Source organism: Streptomyces sp. NPDC088725 (assembly GCF_044751305.1).
Classification (GTDB): Bacteria; Actinomycetota; Actinomycetes; order Streptomycetales; family Streptomycetaceae; genus Streptomyces.
The window spans coordinates 635427-646935 of record NZ_JBIVLO010000003.1; the positions used below are offsets into that span (position 1 = coordinate 635427).

At 70.8% G+C, this 11509-nt stretch carries 11 protein-coding genes and 2 pseudogenes; 6 read left to right on the forward strand and 7 right to left on the reverse strand.

The annotated features are described in order from the left end of the window. Nucleotides 1-18: 18 nt before the first annotated feature. Nucleotides 19-1185: a cobalt-precorrin-5B (C(1))-methyltransferase gene (locus ACIP6N_RS09990; protein ID WP_401814321.1), complete on the forward strand. Its 1167-nt coding sequence runs from the start codon at nt 19-21 to the stop codon at nt 1183-1185. Nucleotides 1186-1357: 172 nt separating this feature from the next. On the opposite strand, the gene cobM is transcribed toward ACIP6N_RS09990, so the two are convergent. Continuing rightward, nucleotides 1358-2122: a precorrin-4 C(11)-methyltransferase gene (cobM, locus tag ACIP6N_RS09995; protein ID WP_401814323.1), complete on the reverse strand. Its 765-nt coding sequence runs from the start codon at nt 2120-2122 to the stop codon at nt 1358-1360. After that, complete coding sequence (gene cbiE, locus ACIP6N_RS10000; protein WP_401814324.1) at nt 2119-3369, reverse strand: precorrin-6y C5,15-methyltransferase (decarboxylating) subunit CbiE; 1251 nt, start codon at nt 3367-3369, stop codon at nt 2119-2121. Before cbiE ends, cobM begins: the two co-directional genes overlap by 4 nt. Before the next feature lie 238 nt (nt 3370-3607). Here cbiE and ACIP6N_RS10005 point away from each other — a divergent pair, with 238 nt between their 5' ends. Beyond that, entirely contained in the window at nt 3608-4273 is a 666-nt protein-coding gene (locus ACIP6N_RS10005; protein WP_401814325.1) for a histidine phosphatase family protein, read from the forward strand. A 154-nt stretch (nt 4274-4427) separates the two neighbouring features. Here ACIP6N_RS10005 and ACIP6N_RS10010 read toward each other — a convergent pair whose 3' ends face one another. Beyond that, nucleotides 4428-4691 carry a GlsB/YeaQ/YmgE family stress response membrane protein gene (locus ACIP6N_RS10010; protein WP_401814326.1) on the reverse strand — a complete coding sequence of 88 codons (264 nt, stop codon included), beginning with the start codon at nt 4689-4691 and terminating at the stop codon, nt 4428-4430. A 233-nt stretch (nt 4692-4924) separates the two neighbouring features. Between ACIP6N_RS10010 and ACIP6N_RS10015 the strand changes: the two are divergent. Both ACIP6N_RS10015 and ACIP6N_RS10020 read left to right on the forward strand, forming a co-directional pair. Further along, a pseudogene (locus ACIP6N_RS10015) lies at nt 4925-5014 on the forward strand (MBL fold metallo-hydrolase); the annotation flags it as partial. Nucleotides 5015-5468: 454 nt separating this feature from the next. After that, a pseudogene (locus tag ACIP6N_RS10020) lies at nt 5469-5669 on the forward strand (nuclear transport factor 2 family protein); the annotation flags it as partial. Between the two features lie 233 nt (nt 5670-5902). On the opposite strand, the gene ACIP6N_RS10025 reads toward ACIP6N_RS10020, so the two are convergent. The 4 genes from ACIP6N_RS10025 to ACIP6N_RS10040 form a co-directional block, all read right to left on the reverse strand. Then, nucleotides 5903-6169 carry a hypothetical protein gene (locus ACIP6N_RS10025; protein WP_401814328.1) on the reverse strand — a complete coding sequence of 89 codons (267 nt, stop codon included), beginning with the start codon at nt 6167-6169 and terminating at the stop codon, nt 5903-5905. A gap of 43 nt (nt 6170-6212) precedes the next feature. Next, nucleotides 6213-6470, reverse strand: a complete 258-nt coding sequence (locus ACIP6N_RS10030; protein ID WP_401814329.1) for a hypothetical protein — start codon at nt 6468-6470, stop codon at nt 6213-6215. A gap of 69 nt (nt 6471-6539) precedes the next feature. Then, a complete protein-coding gene (locus ACIP6N_RS10035) occupies nt 6540-8348 on the reverse strand; it encodes an ABC transporter ATP-binding protein (protein WP_401814331.1) in 1809 nt (602 codons plus the stop codon). Continuing rightward, nucleotides 8329-10077: an ABC transporter ATP-binding protein gene (locus ACIP6N_RS10040; RefSeq protein WP_401814333.1), complete on the reverse strand. Its 1749-nt coding sequence runs from the start codon at nt 10075-10077 to the stop codon at nt 8329-8331. Before ACIP6N_RS10040 ends, ACIP6N_RS10035 begins: the two co-directional genes overlap by 20 nt. Nucleotides 10078-10622: 545 nt before the next feature. Between ACIP6N_RS10040 and ACIP6N_RS10045 the strand changes: the two genes are divergently transcribed. Together ACIP6N_RS10045 and ACIP6N_RS10050 are read left to right on the forward strand one after the other, a co-directional pair. Continuing rightward, the gene (locus ACIP6N_RS10045; protein WP_401814335.1) at nt 10623-11168 is read left to right on the forward strand and encodes a GDP-mannose 4,6-dehydratase; all 546 of its coding nucleotides are present in this window, start codon (nt 10623-10625) and stop codon (nt 11166-11168) included. Then, nucleotides 11074-11343 (forward strand): GDP-mannose 4,6-dehydratase, encoded by a 270-nt coding sequence (locus ACIP6N_RS10050; protein ID WP_401814336.1) that lies wholly within the window; start codon nt 11074-11076, stop codon nt 11341-11343. The genes ACIP6N_RS10045 and ACIP6N_RS10050 overlap by 95 nt, the downstream gene beginning before the upstream one ends. Nucleotides 11344-11509: the final 166 nt, after the last annotated feature.

The following is an 11509-nucleotide window of genomic DNA, read 5'->3' on the forward strand; positions in this document are numbered from 1 at the left end:
AATCTTCCAGGTCTTCCCATGACTGAGCCGGGTACGGGCACGGGCGCCGGAGGCGGCCGTACGGGGGGCGGCGCGGGTGGCCGCGACGCCCAACTCAAGCACACCGGCCTCCGCTCCGGCTGGACGACCGGTGCGTGCGCGACGGCCGCGACGACAGCCGCGTACACGGCGCTGCTCACCGGCGACTTCCCGGACCCGGTCACCATCACGCTCCCCAAGGGCCACACCCCGGCGTTCGCGCTGGCGATGGAGGAACGGTCCCCCGACCGGGCCATGGCCGCGGTGGTCAAGGACGCGGGCGACGACCCGGACGTCACCCACGGCGCCCTGGTCCGCGCGACGGTACGCCTGCTGCCGCCGGGCGCGGGCGTGGTCTTCCGCGCGGGCCCCGGCGTGGGGACGGTCACCCGCCCCGGACTCCCGCTGGACGTCGGCGAACCGGCGATCAACCCCGTACCGCGCCGGCTGATGCGTTCCCATGTGGCGGAGGTGGCGGAGCGGCACGGCGGCACGGGAGACGTGGAGATCACGATCTCGGTCGACAACGGCGAGGAGATCGCCCGCTCGACGTGGAACCCGCGCCTGGGCATCCTCGGCGGTCTCTCGATCCTCGGCACGACGGGCATCGTGGTCCCGTACTCCTGCTCGGCCTGGATCGACTCGATCCGCAGAGGCGTGGACGTGGCCCGCGCGGCGGGCCGTACGCATGTGGCGGGCTGCACGGGCTCGACGTCGGAGAAGACCGTGGTGGCGACCTACGGGCTGCCCGAGGACGCGCTGCTGGACATGGGCGACTTCGCGGGCGCGGTACTGAAATACGTACGCCGCCACCCGGTGGACCGCCTGACGATCTGCGGCGGCTTCGCCAAACTCTCCAAACTCGCGGCGGGCCACCTGGACCTCCACTCGGCCCGCTCCCAGGTGGACAAGGCGTTCCTGGCCGGCCTGGCCGCGAAAGCAGGCGCGAACGCGTCTCTGACGGCCGAAGTGGCGGAGGCCAACACGGGCCTGGCAGCACTCCAGTTGTGCCAGGCCGGGGCCATCCCCCTGGGCGACGCGGTGGCAACGACGGCCCGCGACCAGGCGCTGAGCGTGCTGCGGGGGGCGCCGGTGGCGGTGGACGTGATCTGCATCGACAGGGCGGGGACGGTGGTGGGGCGCAGCGGGGTGCGGGGGGCCGCGTGAGCGGGGAGCAGGCGTGCGGGTCGGTGAGCGTCTGGCCGTCGTGGGGTCCATCCCCGCACGCGCGGGGAGCAGACTCTCCGACCTGGGAGTTTACGAGCAACCCTCGCCGTTTTCAGCAACTTTCGCCGACTCCGGCATATCACTCATAACACCCGGCCCGTGCTCGGCGTCCCTACGCAACCCGCGCCCCACCATCCCCCCGTTCCCGTTCCGACGAGTACAAGTGGCTGTCGCGGAACTGTTCCGCTCCCAGCGTGCGGCCGACCATGATGACCGCCGTGCGGACCACGCCCGCCGCCTTTACCTGGGACGCGATGTCGGCCAGGGTGCCGCGCAGCACCAGTTCGTCCGGGCGGCTGGCCATCGCCACTACCGCTGCCGGGCAGTCCGCGCCGTAGTGCGGGAGCAGTTCGTCCACCACGCGGTCCACGTACCTCGCCGCCAGGTGCAGCACCAGCAGCGCGCCGCTTCTGCCCAGGGTGGCCAGGTCTTCGCCCTCCGGCATCGGTGTCGCCTGCTGGGCGACGCGTGTGAGGATGACCGTCTGGCCGACCGTCGGTACCGTCAGTTCGCGGTTCAGTGCGGCCGCCGCCGCTGCGAACGCCGGTACGCCCGGGACCATTTCGTACGGCACGCCCGCCGCGTCCAGCCGTCGCATCTGTTCCGCGACGGCGCTGAAGACCGACGGGTCGCCCGAGTGCAGCCGTGCGACGTCGTGGCCCTCCTCGTGTGCGCGGACCAGTTCCGCCGTGATGCCGTCCAGATCCATCCGCGCGGTGTCGATCAGCCGCGCGTCCGCGGGGCATTCGGCGAGCAGTTCGCGCGGCACCAGGCTGCCCGCGTACAGGCACACCCGGCTCTCCGCCAGCCTGCGCGCGCCCCGCAGCGTGATCAGGTCGGCGGCGCCGGGTCCTGCGCCGATGAAGTACACGGTCATCGTTCTTCTCCAGAGGCTGAGTTGGTTTTGGTGACCGACCACTGCGTGACGGGCATCGCCTGCCGCCAGCCGGTGAAGCCGCCGACCGGCACCGCGTGCGCGACCGACAGTCGTACCAGCTCACCGCCGAAGCGGCGGTACCAGTCGGCCAGCAGCGCCTCGGACTCCAGCGTCACCGTGTTGGCGACCAGTCGCCCGCCCACCGGCAACGCCTCCCAGCACGCCGCAAGCAGCCCCGGGACCGTCAGGCCGCCGCCGATGAACACCGCGTCCGGCACCGGCAGTTCCGCCAGGGCAGCGGGCGCGGCGCCGGTGACGACGCGCAGGCCGGGGACGCCGAGCGCGTGCGCGTTGCGGCCGATCCGCTCCGCGCGCACCGGGTCGCGCTCGACCGACACTGCCCGGCACGTACGGTGCGTCCGCAGCCACTCGACCGCGATCGAACCCGACCCGCCCCCGATGTCCCACAGCAGTTCCCCCGGCGCGGGCGCGAGCGCGGAGAGCGTGGCGGCGCGTACGTGGCGCTTGGTGAGCTGGCCGTCGTGTTCGTACGCGGCGTCCGGCAGCCCCGGTACGGCTCCGAGCCGCAACGCGTCCGCCGCCCGGCGGCACTCCACCGCGACCACGTTCAACGGGTCGCCCGCAGGCACGTCCCACGTCTCCGCTGTACCGTCGACACGCCGTTCACCCTCCGCGCCGAGCTGTTCGAGTACGGACACCGGGCTCGGCCCGTACCCGCGCTCGCGCAGCAGCGCCGCCACGTCGCCGGGCGTCGTGGCGCCCGCGCTGAGTACGAGGACCCGGCGGCCGTCGTACAACACGGCGGCGAGCCGGCCGACCGGGCGGCCGACCAGCGTGACCACCTCGGTGTCCTCCAACGGCCAGCCCAGCCGGGCACAGGCGTACGACACGGAGGACGGATGCGGCAGCACGCGCAGCGCCCCGGCGCCCGTCTCCTCGAACAGCGCGCGCCCGATGCCGTAGAACATCGGGTCCCCGCTCGCCAGCACGCAGACCCGGCGCCCGGCGTGAGCCGCGAGCAGCCCCGGCACGGCGGGCCGCAGCGGCGACGGCCATGCCACGCGCTCGCCCGCGCACTCGTGCGGGAGCAGTTCCAACTGCCGGCGCCCGCCGATCACCACCTCGGCGTCGCGCAGGGCGTCACGCGACGGTTCCGCCAGCCCCTGCCAGCCGTCGGCACCGATCCCGACGACGGTCAGCGCGGGATCGGGGGGTCCTTGACTCACTGTCGTACACCTCTGAGCTGGGGAAAGGACAAACCGAACTCTACTTCGCGGCCCGCGCCCGGCCCGCGTCGGGCGACAGCTCTCCGAGAACGCCCGCGTCGGTCGACCGGTCCCCACCGCCCCGACCGGTCCCCACCTCCCGGGCCTGTCCTCGCTCCCCCGGACGACCGCCGCTGCCACCGGCACCGGACTGGCACGTACCGTGAGGCGAAAGCCACCGCACAGCGAGGAACGCCGAATGACCACCCGGGTGCTGTTCATCGCGCCGGCTCTCGGCCCCGCCCTGCGCGAAGCCCGCTTCGGCGAACCCGACGCCGCAGACCATGGGCTCGACGCCTCAGCGGACCGACCCGTCGGCCCACGCGGCGGGCTCGACTCCGCCGGACTGCGGCAGGCCGAAGCGGCACGGGGCAGTGCCCAGGCGATGGTCGCGCCGACCGCCACCCTGTACGTCTCCCCCTCCCGGCGCTGCCGCGAGACCGCAGAAGCGCTCGGTCTGCAAGCCGAGTCGCTGCCCGGTCTCGCTCCGTGCGCGATGGGCCGCTGGCAGGGCAGGACGCTGGACGAAGTGGCCGCAGCGGAACCGGAGTCGGTGGCTGCCTGGCTCTCGGACCCCGCTTCCGCACCGCACGGCGGAGAACCGCTGCTCGCGCTGCTCGCCCGCGCAGGCGAATGGCTCGACGGACTGACCTCCGGCCAGGCGACCCGCGCCACCCCGGCGAAGGGTCGCGTCGTCGCCGTCGCGGAACCGGACATCGTCCGCGCCGCCGCCGTACACGCGCTCGGCGCGGGGCCTCAGGCGTTCTGGCGGATCGACGTACGACCGCTTTCCGTCACGGAGTTGAGCGGCAGGGACGGTCGCTGGAACCTGCTCAGCGGCCGTCCTCTGCACAGCGGGGTATAGCCACACGGCGACGCCTACCGATACCTGGCGACACGTAGCCGCGTGCTCCCTGAAGCCCGAGCCCTCCGGGCACGCCCGCGCCGCGCGAGACCCGCCCGGCGCAGGACCCGCCCCGGCGAGGCGTCCGACGAGGCCTCCAGGCGAAGCCCAGCCCTCAGCGCGAAGTCTTCGCGCGGTCCAGCGCGGCGACACCTATCGCCGCCAGGACTATCTGAATGCCCCACTCGACCCAGTCGGGACCGCTGGTGTCGGCGACACCGAACGCCGCCGCGATCGCCGTACCGATCAGCGCCGCGACGATGCCGACGACGATCGTCCAGAACACACCGATGTGCTGGCGCCCGGGCACGACGAGCCGCCCCAGAATGCCGATGACAATGCCGATCACGATGGCCGTGATGACACCGGAGATTTCCATGTCCGCTCCTTCTTCGCCGCATCGGTCGCGCTGTCGGCGTATCGAGAAGTTGCCCGCTCGAACACCGGTTCAGTCCGGTATGGCGACAGGTCGCCAGTCACGTTTCGGGAAAGGTTGGTTGGGGGCCGGTTGAGGGCAGCGGGAAGCGAATTCGGGGGCGGTCAGCCCGCCCGCCGCTCGCTCCAGTCGCGCACGATCTCGTCGATGTCGAGCGGCTTCACCCCGAACAGGTGGCACTGGTCGTCCGTTACCCGGACGCGGGGATACCCATCGCCGCGCAGCTCGGCGCGAAGGTTGCCAAGGGCGAAATGACCTGGGGCTGAACTGCCCACACGGGCCGGTAACGGGCGCCCCTACCGCTCGGCACCGCCCGGCCCGTGCTCCTCGCGAGAGCGAGCCCGATGAATAGTGCGAGGAGCGACGCGTGAACGAGCCCTCCTGTGGCTGCCGTTCACAGTCGTGACCGCATTGGGGGGCGGCCGTCGGGAACGCGGGGGCATCCAGCGGTCGGCTGCCCTCACCTGCGGCTCACGCTGCCTCCCCCGGCGTTGCGCCGGATCGATAAGGGGCGGCCTGGCCCGGGGCCGAGCCGCAACCGACCGCCACCCAGCCGGCGTTCGCCCGGAACGGCCAGCCGCCGCCACCCTTCTGGCTTGAGTACGGAATACCTGCCCGGCCGCCCCTACCTCTTCCGCCCCTCCCTTCCCCCTCGGTCCGGAGCGGGGCTCCACCAACTGCAACAGCCTCCGGCGGAGCCGGGCACACGCCCGCCCATCCACCACCCGTTCCTCTGCCGCCCGCCGAAGAGTCGACGGCGAGAACGCCGTGGTCCTGGCCCGCTATACCGCCACCAACAAGGCCACCGCCAAGGACATCAACGTCCGCGCCGCCCACCACTTCACCGTCCGAGCGGGCCGCATCGTCCGCTTTGAACAATTCGTGGACACGGCGAAGGTCCGCGAGGCGATGACGGCGTGACCTGGGGGCCGATCTCGTCCGCTCGTTCTGTCACTGCCTGGGATCAGGGGCGTATCCCCGGGGGCGCAGGTAACAGCCGCTCCACCGGGCCGCATTCACGCTGACCAGCATGCGGGCGGACCTGACGGCCACCACCGGAGTCGAGACACCGCAGGAGGAACGGGCAGTACTCTCAGACGCGAACGACCCCCGGCGCTTTCCCTGCCGGAGGTCGTTCGCGGGCATCAGTTCAGTCAGCCCAGCCAGAGGAGATCCGTCACGCGGAACTCCCGCAAGCCTGGGTAGTGGGTGTAGCTGATCAGGACGGGCAGCCGGGGGACCTCGACGTTGTAGCGCCCGTCTCCCATGGGTAAGCCAGGTAAGGGTTTGTCGGCGTCGAAAGCTGCGCCGGCCTCGATGGCGAGTGCCCGGAGGAAGAACACGATTTGGTCGTGAAGTTCGGGATTACCGGTGCGACGCATCGCTTCCAGGACGTTCGCCGAGTCCTCGTTGCAGACCATGGTCCACCCTCGGGGACCGGGGCTGCTCACTGCTCACCGCTTGTCAGCTCGGCAGGGAGACCAGCCGGTGTCCCGCGTCAGTGTCGGCGAGGCGCTGTTCACGGCCTGGGCGGCTGTCGAACATGGCCTCCATCCACCACTTGCGCAGAACCGAGTTGATCTGCTCCCCCTCCTCCGCCTGGCCGATCTCCGCGTAGAACGCCATCCGCTTGGCGCCGACGAGAACCGCGGCTACGGCGTCGATCGTATGCGGGATCGCGTGAATCCGGGGATCCGTTGAATAGTCGGGCTGGGCACTCACTGCGCGGCTCCTTCTGTCACTTCTGGGGCAGGTCCATCCCCCGCGTGCGCGGGGAGCTGGCTCCGCCGGTCAGCCGACCGCCACGTCGGCGGAGGGCGCGTTGACGCGGGCGGCGTACAACCGGGCATAGGCGCCGTCCGCCGCGATGAGCTGGTCGTGGGTGCCCTGCTCGATGATCCGGCCGGAATCCATGACGACTATGAGATCCGCGTCCCGGATGGTGGACAGGCGGTGGGCGATGACGAAGCTCGTCCGGTCCCCCCGCAGGGTGTTCATGGCGCGCTGGATGAGCAGCTCGGTGCGGGTGTCCACGGAGCTGGTCGCCTCGTCCAGGATGAGGACGCTCGGCCTGGCGAGGAACGCCCGCGCCACCGTGATGAGCTGCTTCTCCCCGGCGCTGACACTGCCGGACTCGTCGTCCAGGACCGTGTCGTAGCCCTGGGGCAGGGTGCGTATGAAGCGGTCGGCGCAGGTCGCGCGGGCTGCCTCCACGACCTCCTCGCGGGAGGCGCCGGGGACGCCGTACGCGATGTTCTCGGCGATCGTCCCGTTGAACAGCCAGGTGTCCTGGAGGACGAGGCCGAAGCGGGAGCGCAGGTCGTCGCGGTTCATCCCGGCGGTGTCGGTGCCGTCCAGGAGGATTCGGCCCGAGTCGATCTCGTAGAAGCGCATCAGCAGGTTGGCGACCGTGGTCTTGCCGGCGCCGCTCTGGCCGACGATCGCCACCGTGCTGCCGGGTTCCACGGACAGGGACATCCCCTCGATGAGCGGCACGTCGGGGGAGTAGCGGAACGACACGTCCTGGAACTCCACCCGGCCCTCGGCGCGCTCCAGGGTGAGCGGCCGGCGCGGTTCGGGGTCCTGCTCCGGCGTGTCGAGCAGCGTGAACACCCGCTTCGCGGAGGCCACCCCGGACTGGAGGCGGCCCGCGACCGAGGCGATCTCCACGATCGGCTGGCTGAACCCGCGCGCGTACAGGATGAACGCCTGCAACTCGCCCAGGGTCAGGGCGCCGTCCACGATCTTCCAGGCACCGAAGACGGCGACCGCGACATAGCCGAGGTTGGCGACGAACATCATCACGGGCTCGATCGCGCCGGACGAGAACTGCGCTCCGGCACCGGCCCGGTACACCGCCTCGTTGCGTTCGTCGAAGCGCTGCTCGGCCTCCGCGCGCCGGTCGAACGCCTTCACCAGCGCGTGCCCGGCGTACATCTCCTCGACGTGCCCGGTGAGCTTGCCGCTCGCGTCCCACTGGGCGGCGTACCGCGGCTGGGCCCGCTTGGCGATCCAGGCGGAGAGCAGCCCCGACACCGGGACGCTCAGCAGCATCACCCCGGCCAGCGAAGGCGAGATGCTCAGCATCAGGGTCAGCATGACGACCAGCGAGAGTATGGAGCTGATCAGATCGGTCAGGGTCTGCTGGAGTGTCTGCTGGAGGTTGTCGACGTCGTCCGTGGCGCGGCTGAGCGTCTCGCCGGCCGGCTGCCGGTCGAAGTGGCGCAGCGGCAGCCGCGCCAGTTTCTCCTGGGTCCGGTGCCGCAGGTCATGGATGATCAGGCGGACCACCGAGGCCACCCGCCAGTTCTGGATCAGCATGAACGCCGAGGCCGCGAGGTAGAGGACCAGCAGGATCAGCAGCAGCCTGCCGAGTGACCCGAAGTCGATGCCGGGGGCCGGTCCGCCCTTGCCGAGGACCCCGTCGGCGATCAGGTCGGTGACGCGGCCCAGCAGCAGCGGACCGAAACCGTTGAGGAAACTGCCGACGACGCCCGCTGCCAGGGCAAGGATGACGGATAGGCGGTGCGGGCGCATCAGTCCGGCGAGCCGGCGGACCGGCCGGTCCGTTGCGTGCTCCTCAGGATTGTCCGGCGCCATGAGTGGCTTCCTCTCGGGTGCGCTGCGAGAGCGCGATCTCGCGGTAGGTGGGACTGTCGCGCAGCAGCGCGTCATGGGAACCGGTGACCGCGATGCCCCCCTGGTCCAGGACGACGATCCGGTCGGCGTCGTGTACGGAGGCCACGCGCTGCGTCACGGTGATCACGGTGGCGTCCGCCAGGTAGGGCACGAGGGCTTCCCGCAGTGCCGCCTCCGTGCTCTGGTCGAGCGCCGAGAAGGAGTCGTCGAAGAGGAAGATCGCGGGGCGGCGCAGCAGCGCCCGTGCGATCGCCAGCCGCTGGCGCTGGCCGCCGGAGACGGTGGTGCCGCCCTGGGAGATCTCCGCGTCGAGGCCGCCGAGCTGGGTCACGAAGCCGTCCGCCTGAGCGACCCGCAACACCTCCCACAGCTCCTCGTCCGTGGCGTCCGGCCGCCCGAAGCGCAGATTGGTCGCGACGGTCCCTGCGAACAGATACGCCCGCTGCGGTACGTAGCCCACGGCGGCGGCCAGCACCGACGGGTCCAGTTCGCGCACATCCGTGCCGCCGATCCGTACCTCGCCCGCGGTCGCGTCGACCAACCGCAGCACCAGATGCAGCAGCGTGGTCTTGCCGGAGCCGGTGCTGCCGAGGACGGCCACCCGCTCACCGGGCCGCAGCGTCAGCGACACGTCCTGCAGCACGGCGTTCTCGGCGCCCGGGTAGCGGAACTCGGCGCCCAGCAGCTCGATCTGCCCGGCGGGAGCCGCCATGGGACGCGGCTCGGCGGGCGGGACGACGCTGGTCTCCGCGTCGAGGACCTCCCTGATCCGCTCCGCGCACACCCGGGCCCGCGGCACGTTCAGGAACACGAAGGCGAGCATCACTACGGACATCAGGATGAGCGACAGATAGCTGAGGAAGGCGCTGAGCGCGCCGATCTGCATGCTGCTCGAGGTGATCCGCCGGGCCCCCACCCACAGCAGAACCAGGGTGAAGAGGTTCATCAGCAGCAGGACCGTCGGCAGCATCACCGCGATGAGCCGCCCCACCCCCATGGACAGGCCGAAGAGCTCCTCGTTGGTGCGGGTGAAGCGCTCGCCCTCGTAGGAGTCGCGGGCGAAGGAGCGCACCACGCGCACCCCGGTGATCCGCTCGCGCAGCAGCCGCCCGACACGGTCCAGCGTCTGCTGGAGCCGGGCGTACAAGGCGGCCATGCGGGCCAGCAGCAGACTGAAGTAGATGCCCACCACCGCCACCATGGGGATGAGGATCAGGGCCAGCACCACGTCCTGGCGCAGCGCGAGCACCACACTGCCCAGGCACATCAGGGGGGCCGCGACGAAGATGCCGAGCCCGGACTGGGTGAGGTTCTGCACCTGCTGCACATCGTTCACCGAGCGGGTCAGCAGCGACGGGGTGCCGAAGCGGCCTATTTCGCGGGCGGAGAAGTCCAGCACGCGGCGGAAGACGGCGGACCGGAGGTCCCGGCCGACGGCGGTGGAGGTGCGCGCGCCGAGTGCCGCGGCACCGAGCGAGGCGGCGATCTGCACCACCGCGATCACCGCCATCGCCACGCCGATGCTGCCGACGCGACCACTGTCTTCGCGGACAACCACCTCGTTGATGAGTGTGGCCCCCAGTGTCGGCAGCAGCAGCGTGCCGAGGATCTGCACCAGGTGCAGGACGATCAGCGCGACAACGGAGCCGGCATAAGGGCGCAGTTGTATGCGTAGGAGTCTCAACAGCACGGAAGGACACCCCGGTTGACGACGGCCGCAGCCGCCCGTTGGAATGGAGCCGGCCAGCACGCCGACAGAATCAGTGGACCGTACACGACACCCGGATTTCCCTAAAGTTCGGCCTTCTCGGTCGTCTTGAGCCGCCCAGGATTCGGGAATCCCCCACTAAGCCCGGAAAGCGCTGACATCGACTTCTGCGGTTTGCGAGCGTTCCGGTGACTATCGTCCGGACTGCTTTCTCCACGCCAGGTCATCGACTGAGCACAGCGTTTGGACGGTCTCTTTGCGGTCGAGATGGGGATGAATTCCCAAGCGCGCACTGATCACCGGAATTACCGGTCAGGACGGTCCTGTCCGGCGGAACACCTGCTGTCGCAGGGGTGACAGGTATGGGGCCTCATCCGTGGCCCGGCCAACCCGCTCGAGTCCCGGTGAGCCGGCTCGCCTCCGGCCCGTCCTCTGTGGACGGCACCTCATGGACGAGCGCAGCCCGGTCTCCGCCATCGACACGGTGCAGCCCGACGAGGTGTACAAAACTCGGCGCGATCTCCTTCATGCCTCGGTCCTGGCAGCAGGCCGGGTTGGTCACCGAAGTGAACGGCATGGGCGTGCAGCGCGTCCTGGAGGCCATCCGCATGGCGAGCGGGTTGAGCACGCCCGCACGGCGGGCCCCGAGGGGCCGTTTCTACCAGGCGTCCTCCTCGGAGATCTCCGGCAAGGCCGCCGAGACGCCGCAGCGGGAGATCACGCTCTTCCACCCGCGCAGCCCCTATGGCACGGGCCAAGACGTACGGTCACTTCATCACCCGCAACTACCGCGAGTCGTTTGGCATGCCGCGGTCTCCGGAACGCTGTGCGCCCACGAATCGCCGCGTCGCGGCCAGGAGTTCACGACCCGCAAGATCTCTCTCGCGGTGACCCGCATCAAGCTCGGTCTCCAGACAGGCCCCAGGCACCATGGACGCGCTCCGCGACCGGGGCTGCGCGGGCGACTACGTCCGCGCCATGCGTCTGATGCTCCAGCAGGACGAGGCCGACGACTGCGTGATCGGCACCGGCCGGACGCACTCGGTGCGCGACGCGGTCCGCTGCGCCTTTGACCACGCGGGCCTCGACCGGGAGGACCACGTCTTCATCCACTCCGGGCCCGTGCGGCCCGCCGGGGTCGAGGTGCCCGGCCCGCCGAGGCCGAGGTGCTGTGCGCCGTCAGCTCCAAGGCACGGGCAGAGCTCGGCCGGAAGCCCGACGTCGATTTCTCCGCGCTCATGCGGATGACGGCCGACGCCGGCCTCGCGCAGGTCTCGCGTGAAAATGAACTCTGCGACCTTTTGCTGACGCACAGCTGGTTACGGGCGAAAGCCCCCCAAGGACTAGGGATTTCCTGCCGGAGTTCCGGCCAAACTCGCCCCATGGCTTCTCCCCGCAAGGGCCGACCGGCTGG